This window comes from Actinoplanes sp. NPDC049316 (assembly GCF_040677315.1).
GTDB lineage: Bacteria > Actinomycetota > Actinomycetes > Mycobacteriales > Micromonosporaceae > Actinoplanes.
The window spans coordinates 143,967-165,302 of sequence record NZ_JBFAQM010000015.1 but is presented as its reverse complement, the minus strand read 5'-3'; the positions used below and the strand labels follow the sequence as shown (position 1 = coordinate 165,302).

17 protein-coding genes are annotated in these 21,336 nt (G+C 72.0%); 13 read left to right on the top strand and 4 right to left on the bottom strand.

What is annotated here, in order from left to right; translation table 11 throughout:
- Positions 1-734: 734 nt before the first annotated feature.
- Both AB0K03_RS23125 and AB0K03_RS23120 read right to left on the bottom strand, forming a co-directional pair.
- Positions 735-1,892, bottom strand: a complete 1,158-nt coding sequence (locus AB0K03_RS23125) for a beta-ketoacyl synthase N-terminal-like domain-containing protein (RefSeq protein WP_364688056.1) — start codon at positions 1,890-1,892, stop codon at positions 735-737.
- Between the two features lie 63 nt (positions 1,893-1,955).
- Positions 1,956-2,408, bottom strand: coding sequence for a DUF6431 domain-containing protein (locus AB0K03_RS23120; protein ID WP_364688054.1), 453 nt, complete (start codon positions 2,406-2,408; stop codon positions 1,956-1,958).
- A gap of 109 nt (positions 2,409-2,517) precedes the next feature.
- Here AB0K03_RS23120 and AB0K03_RS23115 point away from each other — a divergent pair, with 109 nt between their 5' ends.
- Positions 2,518-4,920 (top strand): EAL domain-containing protein, encoded by a 2,403-nt coding sequence (locus AB0K03_RS23115; protein WP_364688052.1) that lies wholly within the window; start codon positions 2,518-2,520, stop codon positions 4,918-4,920.
- Positions 4,921-5,703: 783 nt separating this feature from the next.
- On the opposite strand, the gene AB0K03_RS23110 is transcribed toward AB0K03_RS23115, so the two are convergent.
- The gene (locus tag AB0K03_RS23110; protein WP_364688050.1) at positions 5,704-5,946 is read right to left on the bottom strand and encodes a hypothetical protein; all 243 of its coding nucleotides are present in this window, start codon (positions 5,944-5,946) and stop codon (positions 5,704-5,706) included.
- Positions 5,947-6,364: 418 nt separating this feature from the next.
- Between AB0K03_RS23110 and AB0K03_RS23105 the strand changes: the two genes are divergently transcribed.
- The 10 genes from AB0K03_RS23105 (at position 6,365) to AB0K03_RS23060 (ending at position 18,265) form a co-directional block, all read left to right on the top strand.
- Positions 6,365-6,556, top strand: coding sequence for a Flp family type IVb pilin (locus AB0K03_RS23105; protein ID WP_364688048.1), 192 nt, complete (start codon positions 6,365-6,367; stop codon positions 6,554-6,556).
- Entirely contained in the window at positions 6,553-6,978 is a 426-nt protein-coding gene (locus AB0K03_RS23100; protein ID WP_364688046.1) for a TadE/TadG family type IV pilus assembly protein, read from the top strand. Before AB0K03_RS23105 ends, AB0K03_RS23100 begins: the two co-directional genes overlap by 4 nt.
- Positions 6,966-8,069 (top strand): Tad domain-containing protein, encoded by a 1,104-nt coding sequence (locus tag AB0K03_RS23095; protein ID WP_364688044.1) that lies wholly within the window; start codon positions 6,966-6,968, stop codon positions 8,067-8,069. Before AB0K03_RS23100 ends, AB0K03_RS23095 begins: the two co-directional genes overlap by 13 nt.
- A gap of 16 nt (positions 8,070-8,085) precedes the next feature.
- A complete protein-coding gene (gene cpaB / locus AB0K03_RS23090) occupies positions 8,086-8,892 on the top strand; it encodes a Flp pilus assembly protein CpaB (RefSeq protein WP_364688042.1) in 807 nt (268 codons plus the stop codon).
- A gap of 12 nt (positions 8,893-8,904) precedes the next feature.
- Positions 8,905-10,053 carry a P-loop NTPase gene (locus tag AB0K03_RS23085; protein ID WP_364688040.1) on the top strand — a complete coding sequence of 383 codons (1,149 nt, stop codon included), beginning with the start codon at positions 8,905-8,907 and terminating at the stop codon, positions 10,051-10,053.
- 1 nt (position 10,054) lies between these two features.
- On the top strand, positions 10,055-11,425 hold the full coding sequence (locus tag AB0K03_RS23080) for a CpaF family protein (protein ID WP_364688038.1): 1,371 nt from the start codon (positions 10,055-10,057) through the stop codon (positions 11,423-11,425).
- Entirely contained in the window at positions 11,422-13,344 is a 1,923-nt protein-coding gene (locus AB0K03_RS23075; protein WP_364688036.1) for a VWA domain-containing protein, read from the top strand. The genes AB0K03_RS23080 and AB0K03_RS23075 overlap by 4 nt, the downstream gene beginning before the upstream one ends.
- Before the next feature lies 1 nt (position 13,345).
- Positions 13,346-14,269: a type II secretion system F family protein gene (locus tag AB0K03_RS23070; RefSeq protein ID WP_364688034.1), complete on the top strand. Its 924-nt coding sequence runs from the start codon at positions 13,346-13,348 to the stop codon at positions 14,267-14,269.
- A gap of 23 nt (positions 14,270-14,292) precedes the next feature.
- Entirely contained in the window at positions 14,293-14,730 is a 438-nt protein-coding gene (locus AB0K03_RS23065) for a response regulator (protein WP_364688032.1), read from the top strand.
- Positions 14,731-15,451: 721 nt separating this feature from the next.
- Positions 15,452-18,265, top strand: coding sequence for a BTAD domain-containing putative transcriptional regulator (locus AB0K03_RS23060; RefSeq protein ID WP_364688029.1), 2,814 nt, complete (start codon positions 15,452-15,454; stop codon positions 18,263-18,265).
- 291 nt (positions 18,266-18,556) lie between these two features.
- Here AB0K03_RS23060 and AB0K03_RS23055 read toward each other — a convergent pair whose 3' ends face one another.
- Positions 18,557-19,225, bottom strand: a complete 669-nt coding sequence (locus AB0K03_RS23055; protein WP_364688025.1) for an SDR family NAD(P)-dependent oxidoreductase — start codon at positions 19,223-19,225, stop codon at positions 18,557-18,559.
- A gap of 337 nt (positions 19,226-19,562) precedes the next feature.
- On the opposite strand from AB0K03_RS23055, the gene AB0K03_RS23050 reads away from it, so the two are divergent.
- Both AB0K03_RS23050 and AB0K03_RS23045 read left to right on the top strand, forming a co-directional pair.
- Positions 19,563-20,210 carry a response regulator transcription factor gene (locus AB0K03_RS23050; RefSeq protein ID WP_364688023.1) on the top strand — a complete coding sequence of 216 codons (648 nt, stop codon included), beginning with the start codon at positions 19,563-19,565 and terminating at the stop codon, positions 20,208-20,210.
- Positions 20,211-20,232: 22 nt separating this feature from the next.
- Positions 20,233-21,327, top strand: coding sequence for a branched-chain amino acid aminotransferase (locus AB0K03_RS23045; RefSeq protein WP_364688021.1), 1,095 nt, complete (start codon positions 20,233-20,235; stop codon positions 21,325-21,327).
- The last annotated feature ends 9 nt before the right edge of the window (positions 21,328-21,336 follow it).

Sequence of the window (21,336 nt, the reverse complement as noted above, 5' to 3'; positions counted from 1 at the left end):
AGTGGGCTTTGTGGGCCGGTATGCCCGCGGCACGCCGGCAGTCATGCAGGCTACGGAGGCCGTGGGCAGGAAGTGCGCCGCCAGTTGCATGGTGCAGAGGCCGACCTGCGCGCGTACCGGCGCTGCGACCGCCGGATCAAGTAGGTCCCATCCGAGCCGGCCGTCGCGATCTGCCGCCGGATCCCGCGCTGGGTCACCGTCGAAGCCACCCTGAGCCAAGCGTGACCCATCACCAGCATGCCGACACCGTGGCTGATGGAGGGGTTCTGCCGCTTGATGACGGCCCGAGGATCTTGATGTCGCCATGAACGCGGATCGGTGGCGTGGGCCTCGCAGGCAGGGAACAGCAGGATGATCGGTGCCTGTATCAGGCTGGCGCGAGTGGCGCGAAGAGGACGAGCGCGAGTTCGATCGAACACCCCACCGGGCATTTGAGCTGATCACCGTCAGGCTGGTCCGAACGCCGTACGCGTAGCGGTGTGACTGAGTCCCGGCGCGCCAGGGACCGGAGGAAAAGGAGCTCGGAGAGCGGCCGTCGGTGGGCACGTCATAGGGGCGGCACCCGGTGCGGGTGCCGCCCCTATCGCGGATTGCGGTCATTGATTGTCACGTGGGGCGTACCCGCCGCGCACCCCGGACAGGTGCTGGCCGAGCCGGCGGGCCCTGGACGATCCCGGGGATGCCGTCCTCGACGATCAGTCCTGCGGGCGGCGCAGGTCGTGGGTGTGCCCCATTCAGGCCGGCGGCGCCAGTACCAGTACCGAGTTGTGCCCGCCCATGCCCAGCGACGACTTGACGGTGATGCCCCCGTCCATGGGAGTGGCGCCGTCGAGCAGCTGCGGATGCGCCGGCGCGACGATCGGCGAGGCCGGGATGACGCCGTGCTCGTAGGCGAGCGCCGCCGCGGCGACCTCGACCGCCGACGCCGCGCCCTGGCAGTGCCCGACCAGCGGCTTGACCGAGTACACCCGCGCCTCGGCGGGGAACAACGTCTCCAGTACCGTCCCCTCCGCCCGGTCGCACTGCGCGGTTCCCGGCCCGTGCGCGTTGAGGTACCGCACGTCCGACGGCGACACGCCGGCGTTCGCGAGTGCCTCGCGGAAGCATCGCTGCACCTCGGACAGCCCTGGCTCGATGGACGTGACATGGTGCCCGTCGTGCGTCATCGCGCCGCCGAGGATCCGCGCGTATGCCCGGTCGGTCTGCCGGGACAGCACCATCGCGGCCGACGCCTCACCCATGACGAAACCGCGGCTGCCCTCCTGGAACGGCCGGCAGCCGTCGAGCGGTTCCGTGTCGGCCACGGCGACGCCCAACCGGACGAACTGCTCGAGGTTGTCCGGCGTCAGCGACAGGTCGGTCGCGACGAACACGACGTCGTCCACGATCCCGGCGTCCAGCCACGCCTTCGCGGTCAGCATGCCGGCGTTGCCGGACGCGCACATCGCCGACACGTTCATCGCCGGCCCGTGGAAGCCGTACTCCTGCATGAGCGTGGACATCGGCGTCGACGGCATCTGCGCGAGGTAGTCGCGCATCTGCTTCGGCGGCCCGCTGCGGTAGAAGTTCCGCCACAGGTCCACCTCGCCGAGTACGACCGCGTGCAGCAGGCCGACCTGTCGGCCGGGGCGCCAGCCGCGCTCGCGCGCATCGGTGATGGCGGCGCGCGCGGCGGCCCGCATGGCTCGCGCGAAGCGGCTGCGGCCGTCGGCCCCTTCGCCGCCGTCCGGCACTCGCGCCACCCAGGCGAGCTCGTTTCCATCGAGGCCGTAACCCGGGGTCAGGGTGGCGGCCGGCTTCCCGGAGACCAGGCCGTCCCAGAACGGCCCGGTACCCCAGCCGTAGCCGGTCACCGTACCCACGCCGCAGATGTCGATTCCGCGCAAAACCATCGTCCGTCCTTTGCCTGTCGCGTCGCCCGCCGCATCCGAACGGGCCCGCGGCACTCATCGGGGTCAGGGCGGTCGAGCTGACAGCCGCATGTCGGCGGGGTGGCGCGGACTCGTGTTGCGCGCGGCCACAGGGGCCGGTTCCGCCCCGTGGTGGAGAGGGAGATAAGGGAGGGCGTGCACCCAGTCCCGCACGGTCGCCGCCGGCAGTCGCATTCGCCGGGCGATGCGCCGGTACCCGATGCCACGCGACCGGGCCGCGAGTACGTTCGCGACCACCCGGGCCGCGTACGCCCGGCGCGGCAGCATCCACTCGGGCAGCAGCACATGGGTGGTACCGCAGGAGCCGCACCGCGCCCGCCGCGGCTGTACCGTACGCTGCGCTGCCGTACCCATCCGGATGGTGCGCGGCCGGGCCCGCCCCCACGGCCGCAACGCCTCGCCGCAGCGCGGACATGCGAGGGTACCGGCGTGCAGTGCTCGGTCTACCGCCGCCCCGTTGCCGCTCACTGCCCGCATGGCGTCCCCGGTGTCCGGTTTCCCGCAGCACCCTTGCATCTCAGCATCGAGTCGGCCACGCCGATGATGTAACCGCAAGCGTGGGGACAAGGCGGGCGGATCGGACAGCATGAGAACGGACCTCGTGGACCTGGACTGGCTCACCCGTAGCGGTGGCCGGGAGGACGTCGTCGAGCTGGCTCTGTCGGCGAGCTCGATGGTGATGTGGCGGTTGGCGCTGTCCGACGGAACGCTGAGGTGGAGTCCGGGCTTCGCGGAGGTTCTGGGCATGCCCGGTGCCGACGACACCGCGCTCGGTGCGCGGCTGCGCGAACTGCTGGCGCCGATGATCACCGCGGCGAACACCGCGATCGTGTGGCAGGACCTCGAGTTGGAGCAGCCGTCGGTCGCGTCGGACGGCGCCCCCCGCTGGGTTTACTTCCGCGCCCGGGTCGTCGGCGAGGGCAGCCAGCGGGCGATGGTCGGCATCGCGACCGACGTTACCGACCGGCACGAGTCCCGGCAGGCGCTGGCCGACCTGGCGGAGCGGTACCGGGCACTGGTCGAGCTCGGCCCGGACGCGATCGCGGTACACCAGGACGGGCTCGTGGTGTACGCCAACCCGGCCACCCTGCGGTACATGGGTGCCACGTCGAGCACCGACCTGATCGGCCGGCGTATCTCCGACTTCGTGCATCCCGACTCGGTACCGGAAATGATGGGCCGACTTGCCACGCTCGACGCCCTCGGCGCGGCGTCCGAGCCGGCTGAGGCGAAGATGGTCCGGTTGGACGACAGCGTCTTTCCGGCCGAGTCGGTCTCGGTGCGGACCCTGTGGGAGGGCCGGCCGGCGTTCCAGGTGATCCTGCGCGACATCAGCGCGCAGAAGGCGAGCGAGGCGGCACTGCGCCAAGCCGAGCAGCACTACACGACTGTGGTGTCCGCGCTGGAGGAAGGCGTACTCGTGGTCGGCGCGACCGGGCTCGTCGAGTCGGTCAACCCCGCGGCGGAACAGATCCTCGGGGTAACTGCGGCGGACGTGGCCGGCTCGGAGCTATGCAACTCGGCGTTGATGGGACCGGTGGGTCAGACGCGCCGCACGGGGCGCTCCCAGAACGGTCGGGCGGTGCGAGTACGGCGCCCGGACGGGCGACAGGTCTGGATCTCGCTGAGCTGTCACCCGCTGAACGCGGAGACCGGCGCGCCCTACGCGACAGTGGCCTCGTTCACCGACATCACCGAGCAGCGCGCGATCGGGCAGCGGCTGGCCTACGAGGCCAGCCACGACCCGCTGACGGGTCTGGCGAACCGGGCGCTGGTCATGCAGCGGATCACCGCCGTTCGGGGTACCACGCGTACCGCAGTCCTCTTCGTGGACCTCGACAAGTTCAAGGTCATCAACGACTCGCTCGGCCACGCCATCGGCGACAAGGTTCTGCAGGTGGCCGGCGAGCGGCTGCGCCGGGCGGTGCGCGGTACCGACCTGGTTAGTCGGCTGGGCGGCGACGAATTCGCCATCATGGCCGCCGACGTGACCGGGCCGGACCAGGTGCGTAGCTTGGCCGAGCGAGTGGGGGCGGTGCTGCGCGAACCGGTCGTGATCGACGGCCGCCAGCTACACATCGACGCGAGCGTCGGCATCGTCCTCGCCGAACCGGCCGACTTGCGCACCGCCGAGCAACTACTGCGCGACGCTGACCTGGCGATGTACCAGGCGAAGACACGCGGGCGCGGTCGGCATGAGTTCTTCGACGTGGCGCTGCGGGAGCGGATGCAGCGCCGGCTCGGCCTTGAGCAGGACCTGCGGGCGGCGACCGACAACGGCGAGCTCTGGGTGGCGTACCAGCCGGTCGTTCAGCTGCCCACCGCCCGCATGGTGGGCGTCGAGGCGCTGCTGCGCTGGAACCACCCGGTGCACGGCCCGATCTCGCCCGTCGAGTTCATCCCGCTCGCCGAGGAGAGCGGCTTGATTCTCGAGATCGGCCCGCACACGCTGTGGGAGACCAGCCACGAGGTGGCCCGGCGCCGCGCGGTAACCCACCCGGACCTGCACGTGGCGGTCAACTTGTCCCCGGCGCAGCTGGACGACCCGGAGCTCACCTCGACGGTGCGGGCGGCGCTGGACAGCAGCGGGCTACCGGCGAGCGCGCTCTGCCTGGAGATCACCGAGAGCATGCTGATGCGCGATCAAGCCGCGGCCACCCAGCGGCTCAACGCCCTGCGCGAGCTCGGCGTCCGGCTAGCCATTGACGACTTCGGAACCGGGTACTCCTCGTTCGCCCAGCTTCGTCGGCTGCCGCTGGACACGCTGAAGATCGACCGGTCGTTCGTCAACGGCCTCGGCGAAAGCCGTGACGCCGACGCCATCGTGCGCAGCATCATCGCCATGGCGCACGCGGTCGATCTCACCGTCGTCGCCGAGGGCGTGGAGACCGAGCAGCAGCTCGAGGTACTCCAGCAGTTCGGCTGCGACCTGGCTCAGGGCTTCTATTTCGGCCGTCCCACGGTGCAGCCGGGTACCTTCCCGGCCTGAGATTTCGTGTCACGGCCACCAATCCGTCCAGCGCCATTGGTCGATGTTCTGTGACGTGCTCCCGGCAGGGGCACAAACTTGCGCCATAGGCGGCGGTCGCGTCCCGCGGCCACTTGAAGGGCGCCGAAAGCGTCCCCGTGGACAGCGTCAGAGGGCACACAGCAGCTCCCTGGCCGCGATCACCGTGTGCTTGTCTTGAGTGTTGGGCTCGGACACGTTAACCCCTACCAAAGTCATTCACGTTTCGTGAACGGCTTCGGTGGGGGTTTGTCGTTGGTCCCCTGGCGAGAGAACATCCGGAGCCGGCTCTGCAAGCTTGGGCGAATTCTCAGCGGCAGCGGTGCCAAGGCTGATGCTGACGGCGGCGCAAAGGACGTTCATCCCACGCTGGCGCAGCTGTTCAGCGAGGGTCTCAGAGTGAGTTCCCCCGGTTTGGCGGCTTCCCAAAGAACACCGTCGCCGTCGAGCACCCAGGCGGGCGCTGACAAATCCTGCGCCAAGGATGCAAGGAGCTCCGCAAAAAACGTCTCCCAACGACACTCGATCCAGCAAGCGACCGCCGTCTCCATGTCGGGCGGAGTTCCTCTCCCTTTCACCTCGTAAGGGCCTTGGCGCCACTTCCCATCGTAGGCTGGGTTCAAATTGTTGAAGGTGGAGAAAGACGTCCGTTTTCATCCTCTAGCTGAGTCACTCCGTCTTGAGTGGAAACCGCTCCTCTTCTCACCAGCGCAGTCCTTACGTCTTCGGCGAGGCGTGGACCACTCGAGATCAAAAATGCCCCTTTCATCCCATCTCCCCTACCATCGCCACGAGTTCATCGGGAGTTCGAGCGATTGCAATGCCCTGCCTGGCCGCGTTTCGCCAAGCGGCATCCGTCATGTCCGGTGCGTAGCCGATCACTCTTCTGCCGGTCGAGGCCGCAGTTGCCTCGATTTGGCCGGTGACACCCTTCGATTTGCCCTCTTTGATCTGAAATACCATGTTGCCGAGGTCAATGTCAGCCTCTCCGCTCCGTCCGTTGGCCATGCGTTTCACGTCGACAACGCGGCCCGGTATGGCTCGATCAATCGCGTTCGCAGCATCCGCGGGACTGGACGAACAACGGTGTAACCCTCTGATCGACACGCACCTCGGTCGCAGCGGGACCCATCGCCGGTGAACTGCACAGATACCTGCGCCGGCGCAACGCCAAGGGTCGCCACCCCCACGCCCTGCCCGCACCACGCCGCGAACGACCCCGCGTCCGCAGGCAACGCCAGTACCGCTGGACGGCCCGCGCCCAGGCTGCCTGACCAGTCAGACCCGGTGGACGGTCATGGCCGGTGAACGGTCATGGCCGACGCAGGCCGACGAGAAAATCTCAAGAAAAGCTCATGAAAGCCCTCATGACCCTGAGTTGCAGGACGACTACAAAGCGCAACACCGAAACAACCGAGGAGTTCTCATGGTCACTCGTGTCATCCAAAGCCTGGCCAACCCGGGCCCCCACGACGACGAGGGTGCCACTGCGGTGGAGTACGGCCTGATGGTGGCCCTCATCGCGGTCGTCATCATCGGCGCCGTGATCCTGCTCGGCGACAACCTCAGCGCCATGTTCGGCGGCGTGGCCGACCAGGTGCAGGCGCCGACGCCGTGAGCCGGGAGGGACGTGGCCGGCCCACCCTGCCGGCCACGCCCGCCCCCGGCGACCAGGGAGCGGCCGCGGTCGAGTTGGCCCTGGTGCTTCCCCTGCTGCTGCTCGTGCTCTTCGGCGTCATCGACTTCGGCCGCGCACTCAACGCCCAGATCACGCTGACCGAGGCGGCCCGCGAGGGCGCCCGGGCCACCGCCCTGGGACTCGACGGCCGCGCCCGGGTGCAGGCGGCGGCCGGCCCGGTCACGGTCGACTCCTTGCAGATCAGCGTGTGCGTCGACGACCTCGGCGCCGACGCCGTGGTCCGGGTGTCGCACGCCTTCCGCCCGGTGACCCCCGTGGGTTCCCTGATGAGCTTCTTCGGCGGCCGGTCCGACGGATCCTTCACCATCGTCGCGCGAGGAGTCATGCCATGCGTCGGATGACCGGGCACCCTCCGGGCCACGGCGACGACGGCGCGGTCGCCGCGATCGTCGCGGTGCTGCTCGGCGTCGGCGTCCTGCTGGGCGTGGGCGCGATCGTCGTCGACGTCGGCCGGCTCTACGCCGAACGCGAGCAGCTGCAGAGCGGCGCGGATGCGGCGGCGTGGGCGGTCGGCGAGGCCTGCGCCACTTCGCCCGCGCAGTGCGCCGCCCAGATGACCACCGCACGCCGGTACGCGGACGGCAACGCCGCCGATGCGGCGGCGACCGTGACCGCCATCTGCGGTACCGGCCCCGGCCTGCCCGGATGCCCCGCCCCGGCGGACAACCGGACCGGCTGCCTGGGAACTGTTCCGCAGGCGGTCCCGTACGCCGAGGTCCGGGTCGAGACCCGGCTGCCCGACGGTACGACCGCACTGCCGCCGGTGTTCGCCGGTGCGCTCAGCGGCGGGCACGACGGCACCACCGTCGGCGCCTGCGCGCGCGTCGCCTGGGGGCCGCCCCGGACGACGGAGGGCTTCGCCGTGACGTTCTCGCTCTGCGAGTGGCGCGAGCTCACCGACAACGGGACGACGTTCTGGCCGGCGCCGTCGATGGGCGTACCGCCGCAGACGGCCGAGCGGGTCGTCCGGCTCAAGGACGACCGCGGGCTCAGCACCTGCCCGGCCGGCCCGTCCGGCTGGGACCGGCCGGGCGGCTTCGGCTGGCTCGACGACCCGTCCGGCTCGTGCGCGGTCACCGTCGAGGCGGACGGCACGTTCAGCGGCGACACCGGCAACTCGGTGTCGCAGCCGTGCAAGGACGCGATGCGCGAAACCGTGCAGGCGCGCGACGTCATCCTGATACCCATCTACGACACCGTCCGGTCGCAAGGCTCCGGGACGACCTACCACCTGAGCGGCTTCGCCTCCTTCGTCCTCACCGGTTACGAGCTCTCGGGCTTCTCCGCGCCCTCCTGGCTCACCGGCCGCCGGCTGTGCGGCGGCCCCGAACGGTGCCTCTACGGCTATTTCGTTCGCGGCCTGGTCCCCACGACCGGCGCGGAGATCGGCGGCCCCGACCTGGGCACGGCGATCGTCAATCTCGTCGGCTGACACAGGGAGAACAGACATGAGACGGCGGCTTCTCGCGGTGCTGGTGGCGGCCGTCCTGGCGGGCGCCGGCTGCCTGGCGGTGGTCGCGTACGTGCGCGGCGCCGACCAGCGCGCCCTGGCCGGCCGGGAGGCGGTCTGGGTGCTCGTCACCAAACAGCTCATCCCGGCGGGCACCAGCGCGGCGGCCGTGCGCGACGGCGGGTACGTCGAACGCGTCGCCATGCCGGCCGCCACCGTGCCGGCCAACGCTCTCGGGGAGCTGGACGAGCAACTCGGCGGCCTCGTGCTGACCGCCGACGTGGCTGCGAGCCGGCTGCTGCTGCGCGGCATGTTCGCCGAGCCCAGCGAGGTGACCGGCGGCCTCGCCGTACCGGACGGCAAGCTCGCCGTCAGCGTGCAGGTGACCGCCGCCGCCCGGGTCGCCGGATACGTCCGTCCCGGCTCGCGGGTCGCCGTCTTCACCACCTTCACGATGCGCGAGGGCCGCGGCCGGGTGCCCGCAGGCGACGGGCTCAGCAGCGGTCACGACTACAACCAGGCCACCCGCCTGCTGTTGCCGCGCGTCGAGGTGATCGCGGTCGGCGAGCGAGGCGTGGCCGGTGCGGTGACCGCCCGCGACGGCGCCCCGGACGCGACGGCGACCACGGCCTCCTCCGGCGCCAAGGCGGCCGCCGTCATGCTCGTCACCGTCGCCGTGACCCAGGCCGAGGCGGAGAAGCTGCTGCACGTCTCGCTGACCGGTGTGCTGTCGCTCGCGCTGCTGGACGACACCGCCACCGTGGAGCCCGACGAGGGCGTCGACAACAACTCCCTCTTCCCCTGATCGGCGCGTGTGATGACGACGAGCATCTACTGTGAACCGGGCTCCTCCGACGGGTTCCCCGGTACGGCCGAGCCGGCGTACGCCGTACCGGAGACGGCGCTGCTGCCGGCGCTGCTGGCCGACCACCCGGAGGCACAGCTGGTGGTGCTGGGTCCCGGCGTCCCCCTCGCCGAGGCAGTCCTGTTCACCAACCGCCAGCGCGTGGAGCGGCCCGCGCTCGGTGTCGTGCTGCTGCGCGACACCGTCGAGGTGGACATGCTCGCCGAGGCGATGCGGGCGGGCATCCGCGAGGTCGTCGCGGCCGGGGACACCGCCGCCGTGGACGCCGCGTGCGCCCGGTCGCTGGAGCTCTCACGCCGGCTCAACCCGGCGCCGCCCGCCGCCGGCGCCCAGGTGATCACGGTGTTCGCCGGCAAGGGCGGCGTCGGCAAGAGCACGGTCGCCACCAACCTGGCCGTGACCCTGGCCGGCGGCGGGCGGCGCCGGGTCTGCCTCGTCGACCTCGACCTGCAGTTCGGCGACGTGGGCATCATGCTGCAGCTCCCACCGGACCGCGGCCTCGCGGACGCCGTCGCCATGGCCGGCCGGCTGGACGAGGACGGGGTCCGGTCGCTGATCACGCCGTACCGCTCGGGGATCGACGCGCTGCTGGCCCCGGCCGGGCCCGCCGAGGGCGACCAAGTGGGCCGCGAGCTGGTCACCGAGCTGCTCGGCGTGCTCCAGCCGATGTACGACTACATCGTCGTGGACACCCCGCCGTACGTCAGCGACCAGGTGCTGGCCGCGCTGGACCGCACCGACTGGTTCGCCCTCGTCGTGACGCCCGACCTGCCCGCCCTCAAGAGCGCCCGGCTGACCCTCACCACCTTCGAGATGCTGCAGTACCCGGCGGAACGCCGCCTCGTCGTGCTGAACCGGGCGGACTCCGAGGTCGGCCTCACCGCAGCGGATGTCGAGAAGGCGCTGGGGCAACCGGCCGCGGTGCTGATGCCGTCCTCACGGGACGTGCCGCTGTCCGTCAACCGGGGCGTCCCGCTCGCCGTCGAGCGGCCCGCACACCCGGTGGCCCGGGCGATGGCCGAGCTCGCGGCCCGCTGCGGCGCCCGCGACGACGACCCGGTGCGCCGCCCGCTGGCCCGGTTGTTCGGCCGGAGGCGCTGAGATGGGCCTCAGCGAACACCTCTCGCAGCGCCAGCGACCCGCCGAACCGGCCCGGTCCGAGCTCACCCCGGCACGGGCCGCCGCCGGCCGTCCGGCGCCCGATCCCCTCGCCGACGTGCGGCAGCGCATCCAGCGCCGGCTCGCCGAACTGCTCGGCCCCAAGCTGTACGACGACATGGGCGCCGCCGACGAGCTGGAACTGCAGGTACGCCGTACCGTCGCGGAACTCCTCGCCGCTGAGGAGACCCCGTTGACCAGCGCCGACCGGGCCCGGATCACCGGCGAGGTGACCGACGAGATTCTCGGGCACGGGCCGATCGAGCCGCTGCTGCGCGACCCGAGCGTCAACGAGGTGATGGTGAACGGCCCGCACCGGATCTACGTCGAGCGCGGCGGGCGCCTGGAGCCCACCGGCGCCGAGTTCGCCGACGAGGCCCACCTGCGCCGGGTCATCGACCGCATCGTCTCGCGGGTGGGTCGACGGGTCGACGAGGCCAGTCCGATGGTCGACGCGCGCCTGCCCGACGGCAGCCGGGTGAACGCGGTCGTGCCGCCGATCGCCCTCGACGGCTCCTCGCTGACGATCCGCAAGTTCTCCCGGGACCCGTTCTCCGTCGACGACCTCATCGCCTTCGGCACGCTCACCCGGCAGACGGCCGACCTGCTGCGGGCGTGCGTACGCGGGCATCTCAACGTCGTCGTCAGCGGAGGCACCGGCTCCGGCAAGACCACGACGCTCAACGTGCTGTCCGGGTTCGTGCCCGCCGAGGAGCGGATCGTCACCGTCGAGGACGCCGCGGAGCTGCAGCTGCACCAGGAACACGTCGTACGCCTCGAATCCCGGCCACCCAACGTGGAGGGCCGCGGCGCCGTGACGACCCGGGACCTGGTCCGCAACGCGCTGCGGATGCGGCCGGACCGCATCGTCGTCGGCGAGGTCCGCGACGGCGCCGCGCTGGACATGCTCCAGGCCATGAACACCGGTCACGACGGGTCGCTGACCACGCTGCACGCCAACACCCCCCGCGACGCACTGGCCCGGCTCGAGACGATGGTCCTGATGGCCGGCATGGACCTGCCGGTACGCGCGATCCGCGAGCAGGTCGCCTCGGCGGTGCACCTGATCATCCAGGTCAGCCGACTGCAGGACGGCAGCCGCCGGATCACCCATGTCACCGAGGTGGTCGGCATGGAGTCCGGCACCGTCACCCTGCAGGACCTGTTCCTGTTCGATATGAAGGCCGGCACCGACGCCGCCGGGCGGTTCCGGGGCAGACTGCAGCCCACCGGTCTGCGGCCGCGGTTCCTCGAGCACCTGGCCGTGCACGGGGTCACGGTCCCGGTCGAGGTCTTCCAGGCCGGTCCACGATGATCCGGCGCCTGATCACCGCCGGCGCCCTGGTGGCGCTGAGCGTGCTGCCGGCGTACGGGGCTGCCGCGGCACCGGCCGTCGCGCCGGGCATCGTGGTCACGGGCTTGCAGCCGTCGCCGGGCGCGGTGGAATTCTTCGTCGCCGGGCGGCATCTGCCCGCGGGAACCACGCTCGCCGGTGCGCCCGTGGCGGTCACGGCGAACGGTGTCACGCTGGCGGCGCAGAGCCGTACGGTCGCCAGAACGTCCGGAAAGGTGCCTGCGCGCGCAGTCGTGCTGGTGCTCGACACCAGCGGGTCCATGTCCGGTGCCCGCTTGGCCGCCGCCCGCGCGGCGGCGCTCGACTACGCCGCGGCCGCACCCGCGGACATCCGGCTGGGAGTCGTCACGGTCTCCGACGACGCCGCCGTGGCCTTGGCACCCACCACCGACCGGACAGCGTTCCGCGTGACGATCTCACGACTCGCCGCCAAGGGCAGGACCGCCCTGTACGACGGCATCAGCGCCGCCCAGAAGCTGCTCGAGCCCGAGGACCTGCTCGAGCGCCGCATCGTCGTGCTGTCCGACGGCGCCGACACCTCCTCGAAGCTGAGCGCCGACCGGCTGCTGAGCGCCACGGCCCGGGCCGACGCCACAGTGGACGCGGTGGCTTTCGGCGCCGAGGTGGACCGGCAGCGTCTCGCGGATCTCGCCGGGGCTTCGGGTGGCCGGGTCCTGACCGTCGGCGACGCCTCGTCGCTGCGCGCGTCCTTCCGCGACATGGCCGGAGACCTGTCGGCGCCGACGGTGGTGCGCGCCGCCGTCCCCGCCGCGCTGGCCGGGCGGTCTGCTGTGCTGCGCGTACAGGTGCGGCTCGGGGGTCTGGTTCTCAACGCCGACGCGCCGGTCACCTTCCGCGCCGACCCGGCGGCGGGATCCGGTCCCCTGCCGGTGCTGCCTGCCGGGTCCCCGGCGCCGGGACCGGGACCCACGCTGGCCGTGGTGGCCGTCGCGATCTTCGGTGCGGCGCTGCTGGCCCTGCGTCCCTTCTCCGGCCGTGACAGAATCCGGCGCCGCCTGCGGGAGCTCGACCGGTTCGCGGGCGACCGCGGCGCACCGGCCGAGGACACCGCCGGCGGCAACGGGCTGATCCGGGCCGTCATCGAGGTGTCGGAGCGGGCCGTGCGCGAGCCGGACCGGCGGCAACTGCTCGAACTGATGCTCGACCGCGCCGGTAGCTCGCTGCGCCCGGCGGAGTGGCAACTGATCCGCGCGGGCTGTGCGGCGGGTGGTGCGGTGGTCCTGCCGATGATGCTGCCGTGGTGGGCCGGCGTACCGGGTGGGCTGCTGGCCGGCTGGTGGGGAGCCGGGCTGCACCTGCGGCTGCGCGCCACCCGGCGCTCCCGGTCGTTCGCCAACCAACTGCCGGACGCCCTGCAGCTGCTGGTCGGCTCCCTGCGCTCGGGATTCTCGCTGCCGCAGTCGCTGGACGCGCTGGTCCGCGACGGCGGCGAACCGATCGCCGGCGAGCTGGGCCGGGCGCTGGCGGAGACCCGGCTCGGCGGCGACCTGGAGGAGGCGCTCGAGCGCGTCGCCGAGCGCAACGCCAGCCAGGACCTGTCGTGGCTGGTCATGGCGATCCGCATCCAGCGCGAGGTCGGCGGCAGCCTCTCCGAGGTGCTCGAGACGGCGGTCGGCACGATGCGGGAGCGGGCCCGCCTGCACCGGCACGTACGCGCCCTGTCGGCGGAGGGACGGCTGTCGGCGCTGATCCTCTTCGGCATGCCGCTGGTGCTCGGTGCCTGGATGTTCGTCTTCCGGCGGGAATACCTGCGCCCCCTCTACACCGAGCCGCTGGGCCTGCTGATGCTCGGCACCTCGGTGGTCGGTGTCGTCCTCGGCGGCCTCTGGCTACGCAAGCTCGTCAAGGTGGAGGTGTAGCGTGCCGCCCTCGATCCTGCTGGGCCTCGGGCTCGTCGCCCTGACCGGCGCCGTCCTCGTGCTGGCGCTGGCGTTCGCCACGGCACCTGCCGGCGCCGCCGTGGCCCGGCTGCTCGACGCGGTGCCCCGGCCGGAGCCGGCGAGCTTCGTGGCACCCCGCGACCGGCCGTTCGCCGAACGGCTCGGGGCGCCGCTCGGGCGGCAGCTGGGCCGGCTGGGCACGGTGCTGACCCCGTCCGCCGTCGTGGGCCGCCTGCAGCGGCACCTCGACTACGCCGGTAATCCGCCGTCCCTGCCGCTGCAACGGGTGGTGCCGCTCAAGGGCGTCACGCTGGTGGCAGGTTTGCTGGTCGGAGCGGGCTTCGGCGCGTTGCTGGGGGCGGCGGGCGGCGCGGTCGTCGGTGGCGCGGTGGGGGCGGCCGCCGGGTTCCACGGCCCCGACCTGCTGATCTACAACATGGCGCTGAAGCGGCAGCAGGAGTTGCTGCTGTCCATGCCGGACGTCCTCGACACGCTGGTCATCAGCGTCGAGGCCGGCCTCGCCTTCGATGCCGCGATGGCGCAGGTCGCCCAGCACGGCCGCACGCCGATGGCGCGCGAGCTGTTGCGCGTCCTGCAGGAGATGCAGCTCGGCGTCGGGCGGGCGGCGGCGCTGCGCGCACTCGCCGCCCGGACCACCGTCCCAGAGCTCCGCACGTTCGTCACGGCGGTGGTGCAGGCCGGCGAGCTGGGTATCCCGATCGCCGGGGTGCTGCGCGAGCACGCCGCCGAGATGCGGGTACGGCGCCGCCAGCGGGCCGAGGAGATCGCGCAGAAGGTGCCGATCAAGATCCTTTTCCCGGTGCTGTTCTGCCTGTTCCCCGCCTTGTTTGTGGTGATCCTCGGCCCCGGCGTGCTGCAGATGATCCACGCTTTCGCTCGTTGATGTCCCCCTCGGAAAGGACAGGTATGGCCAAGGTGCTGGTGGTCGACGACGACCCGGCGATCCGGCAGTTGCTCAGCGACGTGCTCGAACTGGACGGTCACGAGGTGCACGTCGCCGCGGACGGCGTCGACGGCGTCCGGACGTTTGCGAGCCTGCGGCCGGACTTCGTGGTGCTGGACATCATGATGCCGCGACTGGACGGGTACGACGTACTGCACACCATCCGAGTCCAGGAGGCCTCCGAAGTCCCGGTCCTCCTGCTGACCGCCGCGCCGGGCTGTGCCGCGCGCGGCCGGGAGATCGGGGCGAGCTACTACCTCGCCAAGCCGTTCACCGCGGACGAGGTGCTGTTCCTCATCGACGGCGTCCTCGGGCACGAGACCCCGATGGCCGACGTCCGCGCAGCCGTCGACGTGGCACGCGGACGCGGCTACTCCGGTACGGTTGAAAGCGAGCGATGAGCATGTGCGACAGTCATCCGAGCTGGCGCAATGCAGCGTCGGCGGTTTCCTCGCGGGCGTTGTGATCGGCGTGGCGGCAATCTCCTCGGCAATGCGCCTGTGAGACCGAAGCGGGGGCACACGATGGAGGGTCACGGGGACGCAGGTGGTTCTCAGGAGCGCGCCGTTGCGGCGCGGGTGCCAACCGCCGGAACGGTGACAGATGATCCCCCGAACAGGAAGCGCGGCTCTTGCTCCGCCCCCTTCGCCCACGGAGGTCGAGCCCGCCCGTCATCTGCGATGCGGGCGGGCTCGATCGAGTACCAGCGACTGCACCGGCCCGCCCGCTTCGCGGGCCAAGCTTCGCTGACCCACGCCCCAGCCTGCGGCCACTCGTACGGGTTACCGTGTGTCCGAGCATGCGCAACCACTAGACTGGAATCACGTCGATTTCGAATACCGGCGTCGATGGGCTATTGGTGTGTGTCGATCCTCGGACACCGATTTTCCGCAGTGGTGCGCAGTTCCCGGTGTGCGTGTTCAGAGACTTCTGGGCACGCACTTTTGTTTCTGTGCCTGTGGTCGCCCCGCTCGGGGCGGCGGGGAGGGTCGTGATGTCCACTCCCCTGATCCCGGTGACGCCGCTGGTTCCCGCGGTGGTCCCGGCCTCGCCGGCGGCCGGCCGCAGATCAGGGGCGTACACACCCTGTACATCAGGGGCGCCGTCGGTAAGCTTCCGCGCGTGGCGCCCGGAGCGGAAAGATCCACAGTGGGCTTCGACTTCCGACTGCTCGGCCCGCTGTGCGTGTCGCGCGACGGCGTCCAGGTCCCGCTGCTCTCGATCAAGCAGCGACTGTTGCTGGCCGGGCTTCTGTTGCGGCCCAACGAGGTCGTCCGCGCCGGTGAACTCCTCTCCGTCCTGTGGTCCGGCGAGCCGCCTGCCTCCGCCGCGGCGAACCTGCGCACCTACGTTCGCGGGCTCCGGCAGGTCCTGTCCCCCGGCGTGGGCGAGCCGGAGCGGATGCCCACCGTCCCCGGCGGCTACCTGTTGCGGGTCGAGCCGGGCGAACGGGACCTGGACCGGTTCGACACCGCGGTGGCCCGCGGCCGGGCGGCCCTGGCCGGCGGCGCGCCCGAGCGGGCGGCGCTGGAGCTGGCCGAAGCGACCGGCATGTGGCGGGGCGCGCCGCTGTCCGGCCTGCCGCTGAGCCCGGCGCTGGAGGGACGGGTCCGGCAGCTGGAGGAGAGGCGGCTCCTGGCCGAGGAGGATCTGGCCGCGGCGGCGCTGGCGGCCGGCATGCCGCACGCCGACGTGATCCAGCGGCTGCGCGCCCTCGTGGAGCGCCACCCGCTGCGGCAGCGGGCCTGGGGCCAGCTGATGACCGCTCTGTACCGCACCGGCGACGTGTCCGGCGCACTGGACGCCTTCCACCAGGCCCGGCAGGCGCTGGCCGAGCAGACCGGGCTCGACCCGGGGCCGGAGCTGCTCCGTCTGCACGACGACATCCTGCACCACCGCGCCGGGGTGGAGAGCAAGCCCGCGCAACAGCACCGGCCCGCGCAGCTGCCGCTCGCCGCCTCCGGGTTCGTCGGACGCGGGACGGAGCTGGCACGGCTCGACGCCCTGCTGGACGCCGACCGGCCCACCACCGTGGTGATCTCGGCGATCAACGGCACCGCCGGCGTCGGCAAGACTGCGCTGGCCCTGCAGTGGGCGCACCGGGTGGCCGGCCGGTTCCACGACGGTCAGCTCTACCTGAACCTGCGCGGCTACGACGACGAGGACGCGGTCGGCGCCGCGGAGGCGCTGCACGGCTTCCTGGAGGCGCTCGGCGTACCCGACGGACGGATGCCGGCCACCACCGACGCCCGGGTCGGGCTGTACCGCAGCCTGCTCGCCGGGCGCCGGATGCTGATCGTGCTCGACAACGCGCGCGACTCCCAGCAGGTCCGGCCGCTGCTGCCGGGCACCGGCCACTGCACCGTGGTGATCACCAGCCGGGACCAGCTCAGCGGGCTCGTCACGGCCGAGCGGGCCCGGCCGCTCACCCTGGACGTCCTGACCGGCGAGGAATCGAGGGAGCTGCTCGCGGCCTGGCTCGGCGCCGAGCGCATCGCCGGCGAGCCGGAGGCCGTTGCGGCCGTCATCGAGGCGGCGGGGCGGCTCCCCCTCGCCCTGTCCATCGTCGCGGCCCGGATCGCGGCCAAACCGGCGTTCCCGCTCGCCGCCATCGCCGCCGAGCTCGGGCCGCGCGAGGCCCGCCTGGACGCTCTGGCCGACGGCGACGTGCGGCGGGTCTTCTCGTGGTCGTACCGGGCGCTGAGCAGGCCCGCCGCCCGCCTGTTCCGGCTGCTCGGCCTGCACCCGGGTCCCGACTTCACCGCCCCGGTCGCCGCCGCGCTGACCGGCTACGACCCGGCCGCCGTACGCTCGTCGCTGCACGAGCTCACCCGGCTGCACCTGGCGACCGAGCACCAGCCCGGCCGGTACGTGCTGCACGACCTGCTGCGCAGCTATGCCGCCGAGCTGGTCCATGCCGTGGAGTCGCAGGACGCGCAACGCGAGTCCCTGCACCGCCTCTACGACTACTACCTGCACAGCGCCTTCCCGGCCGCCCGGCTCCTGCAACCACAGTGGGCGCCGGTCACCCCCGCGCCACAGTTGCCGGTCAGCTTCGCCGAGCCGGTGCCCGACCGGGACGCGGCGCTCGACTGGTTCACCGCCGAACGTGGCGTGCTGATCGGGATCGTCCGGCAGGCGGCGGCGACCGGGTTCGAGAGGTACGCCTGGCAGCTGGCCTGGGCCGTGACGGCGTTCCTGGCCCCCCGGGGCCTGTGGCAGGACCAGTTCACGGCCCAGCAGATCGCGGTCGCCGCCGCCGAGCGGGCCGACGACCTCAGCGGTCAGGCCATGGCGAACCGCCTGCTGGCCCGGGCGGCCATCCGGCTCGGCAGCCACGACGACGCCCGGGACCGGCTGGCGGCGGCTCTGCGGCTGTACGAGCGCATCGGGGACCTCACCGGCCAGGCCCAGACCCTGCACAGCCGCACCGAGCTCGCGTACGAAAGCGGCCGGCCGCAGGAGGCGCTGGACTTCGGGCGGCAGGCCCTGCGGCTGCACCGGCTGGCCGGCACCGCCGCGGGCGAGGGACGGACGCTGAACGCGATCGGGTACATCCACGCCACCGTCGGCGACCACGAGCTCGCGATCGCGAGCTGCACGGAGGCCCTGACCATCCAGCAGAAGATCGACGACCGCAACGGCCAGGCTGCGACGCTGGACAGCCTCGGCTTCGTCCACCAGCGACTCGGCGATCACGGCCGGGCCGCCGAGCTCTTCGAGCGGTCCATCCAGCTGTTCCGGGAGTCCGCCGACCGCTACCACGAGGCGGAGACGCTGATCCGCCTGGGCGACGTCCGGGCCGCGATGCGCGACCAGCACGCCGCGGCCGCGGCGTGGCGCCGGGCCGTGCTGATCTACGACGCCCTGGGCGATCCGGCGGCCGACAAGGCCCGGCAGCGGCTGGAGCGGCTCGACGGCGAACACTGCGCCTAGCCGCCCGCCCTTCTCCGTATCAGGCAATATGCCGTCCGCTAATTCCGCTGCGCGCCGGAGATCGGCGTCTCTTGTTTCTCGCCGTGAGAACGACTTTCTTTTCTCCTCATGAGAACAACGGCGTTGTGCTTCCGATGTACGGCGCATATACGCGGCGATTGATAAGGTCCGGTCCAGCCCTGGATCGAGGGGGCGGCAATTCCCTACCGGCCGTTCCCGTGACGCACCCTCCGAAAGGCAGACAACGTGGACGTGCGAGGGACCCCGCCGGGCGGCGCACGGCTCTTGCGCTCAGCCGCAGAGGAGCCCGGTGGGGCCGTCGCCGGGCAGGGTGGCGAGCCAGACCGCCGTGTCCACGGGGGACGACGGCACCCCCGAGCCGCCCGCGTCAGGGCCCGGGCAGATCGAGTTGACGAGGATGCCGCCGGAGCCCAGGTCCTCGCTGAGGACAGTGGTGAGCGCGTCGACCCCGCTACGGGTCAGCCCGCTGCCCGCCGCGGTGAAGCCGGGCGAGCCGAAGTCGCCCGTGCTGACCGTGACGACGCGGCCGTACCCGGCCGTACGCATCAGCGGCGCGACTCCGTGGGCCAGCCGCCGGATCCCGCGCAGATTCGCCGTCAGCTCGTCGCGGACCGCGGCGCGAGGGACCGCCGCGGGATCCGCGTACCGCGCCGTGAGGTGGCACAGCAGCACGTCACAGCGACCCAGCCGGGCTGCGACCCACGCGGTCAGCTGCGCGACGTCGCCCGCGTCGGTCACCTCGAGGCGGCGTACGGCCACCCGGTCGGCCAGGTCCCCGAACCCGTCGACCACCCGCCTGCCCCGCTCCACCGACCGGCACCCCGCCACCACGCGCATGCCCAGCGCGGACAGGCGCCGGACGAGCTGCGCACCCACGCCGACGTCGGCGCCGCTGACCAGGGCGACGCGACCGGACTCCGGCAGTGCTCCGGCGGACACCTTGATCTCCCTCGCCCTCCGATCGCGTACGCGGCACGAACCGGGCTGCCCCGGGGCTCCATCGTGAGCCTGCGGGCCGGACCCGGGCACGTCCCGCGATGCGGGTACGCGAGGGATCTTGAATGCTCCGGAAAGGCATCACCTGTTACGCCACTTCTGTCCCTTATCGGCGGCCCGGGTGCCCCTTTCGGTGTACCCGATCTTCACGGCTTGCGTCCCCCGAAGCTGGGACCTGTATCCGAAAGCACCACTGCGCTTCTATAGAACGTGATCATCGATCGATAACGGCGAATCAAGCTTTGTCACCCACGTTGCAGCGTGATTTCCGGGGGAACGCATGATACGAATTGACCTGGTCGTCAGCTCACCGATCTTTCTCCTGGGTCTGGTCGAGACCCTGAACAGCGCCGGAATCAAGATCGTCGCTATGCGGACGACGCCGGACGAGGACCCGTACTGGCTCGCCGACGCCGTCATCCTCGACGTCGACGCGCTCACGCCCGCCGAGGAACTGGATCAGATCGCGTCGGCCGCCCGCAACACGGCCGTCCTCGTCCTCGGCAACGACTCCGGCGCCGATTCGGCGTACCGGCAGGCCGGCGCGGCGGGGGTGGTCAGCAAGCGGACACCGGCCACGGGGCTCATCGCCGCCGTCCGCGCGGTCGCCGCCGGCCTCAGCGTCGGCGGCGACCCGGCCGGCGCGCCGCCCGCGGCGGAACGTGCCGAGGCGGCCACCCAGCACCTGTCCGAACGGGAGGAGCAGGTGTTGCGGCAGATCTCGTGCGGGCTGACCCATGGTCAGATCGCCACCCGGCTCGGCATCAGCCCGCACACGGTGGACACGTACGTCAAACGGATCCGCGCGAAGCTCGGCGCCGGCAACAAGGCCGAGCTGACCCGCGCCGCACTGCTCGGCGGCATGGTCGGCGACACCCAGGCCCCCGGCGGCCGGCGCAGTTCGGCGTCGGTGGACCCCGCGGCCTGAGCGCGGACGAGAGGAGAGCGACGTGATCGACTTCGCGACCGCCCCCGGCGGCCACCGCCTGGCCGCCGGGGAACGGGACCGGGCCCTGGACATACCGGGGTTCGGTCAGGTCTTCACCGATCACATGGTGACGATGCGCTGGAGCGAGCACAGCGGCTGGCACGACGGCCGGCTCGAACCGTACGGGCCGTTCACGCTGCCCCCGTCCACCTCGGTATTCCACTACGGACAGGCCGTCTTCGAAGGCATGAAGGCGTATCGGCAGGCCGGCGGCTCCCTCGCGCTGTTCCGCCCGGAGGCGAACGCCGAACGGTTCAACCGGTCGGCGCGGCGGCTCGCGATGCCCGGCCTGCCGCCCGAGGTCTTCGTGCGGGCCGTCGAGCTGCTCGTGACGCAGGACCGGAACTGGGTGCCGCAGGGCGAGGGCAGGAGCCTCTACCTGCGCCCCTTCATGATCGCTACGCAGCCGGGCCTGGGCTTCACCCACCCGTCGAGCAGCTACCTGTTCTGCGTGATCGCCTCGCCCGCGACGCCGTACTTCGGTCCGGCGGGGCCGCGGGCGCTGACGGTGTGGCTCTGCGAGGACTACGTGCGGGCCGCCCCGGGAGGCACCGGCGAGGCCAAGGCGGCGGGCAACTACGCCGCCGCGTTCGCCGCCGGCCGGCAGGCGGTCGCGCACGGGTGCGACCAGGTGGTGTGGCTCGACGCCGCCGAGCGCGCCCGGGTCGAGGAGATGGGCGGGATGAACCTGTTCTTCGTGTACGGCGGCGAGCGCCCGCGCCTCCTGACCCCGGAGCTGACCGGCGCGCTGCTGCCCGGGATCACCCGCGACTCGCTGCTGACCCTGGCCGGCGACCTCGGCATGGACGCCGGGGAGGGCCGGATCACCGCCGCGCAGTGGCGCGAGGAGTGCGAGGCGGCCCGGCTGACCGAGACCTTCGCCTGCGGCACGGCGGCGGTGATCGCCCCGGTCGGCACCGTACGGTCGGCGTCCGGCGGCTGGCAGGTCGGCGACGGCAACCCCGGCCCGGTGATGCGCCGGCTGCGCACGGAACTGCTGGACATCCAGTACGGGCGGGTACCCGACCCGCACCGGTGGATGCACAAGGTCGACTGACCGAGGGAG

Bases quoted from the DNA above. Each gene is read 5' to 3' on its own strand.
- AB0K03_RS23085 (WP_364688040.1), top strand. From the start codon at position 8,905: ATGACGACGAGCATCTACTGTGAACCGGGCTCCTCCGACGGGTTCCCC.
- AB0K03_RS23075 (WP_364688036.1), top strand. From the start codon at position 11,422: ATGATCCGGCGCCTGATCACCGCCGGCGCCCTGGTGGCGCTGAGCGTG.
- AB0K03_RS23050 (WP_364688023.1), top strand. From the start codon at position 19,563: ATGATACGAATTGACCTGGTCGTCAGCTCACCGATCTTTCTCCTGGGT.
- AB0K03_RS23115 (WP_364688052.1), top strand. From the start codon at position 2,518: ATGAGAACGGACCTCGTGGACCTGGACTGGCTCACCCGTAGCGGTGGC.
- AB0K03_RS23110 (WP_364688050.1), bottom strand. From the start codon at position 5,946: ATGGCCAACGGACGGAGCGGAGAGGCTGACATTGACCTCGGCAACATG.
- AB0K03_RS23095 (WP_364688044.1), top strand. From the start codon at position 6,966: ATGCGTCGGATGACCGGGCACCCTCCGGGCCACGGCGACGACGGCGCG.
- AB0K03_RS23105 (WP_364688048.1), top strand. From the start codon at position 6,365: ATGGTCACTCGTGTCATCCAAAGCCTGGCCAACCCGGGCCCCCACGAC.
- AB0K03_RS23125 (WP_364688056.1), bottom strand. From the start codon at position 1,892: ATGGTTTTGCGCGGAATCGACATCTGCGGCGTGGGTACGGTGACCGGC.
- cpaB (WP_364688042.1), top strand. From the start codon at position 8,086: ATGAGACGGCGGCTTCTCGCGGTGCTGGTGGCGGCCGTCCTGGCGGGC.
- AB0K03_RS23120 (WP_364688054.1), bottom strand. From the start codon at position 2,408: ATGCGGGCAGTGAGCGGCAACGGGGCGGCGGTAGACCGAGCACTGCAC.
- AB0K03_RS23080 (WP_364688038.1), top strand. From the start codon at position 10,055: ATGGGCCTCAGCGAACACCTCTCGCAGCGCCAGCGACCCGCCGAACCG.
- AB0K03_RS23065 (WP_364688032.1), top strand. From the start codon at position 14,293: ATGGCCAAGGTGCTGGTGGTCGACGACGACCCGGCGATCCGGCAGTTG.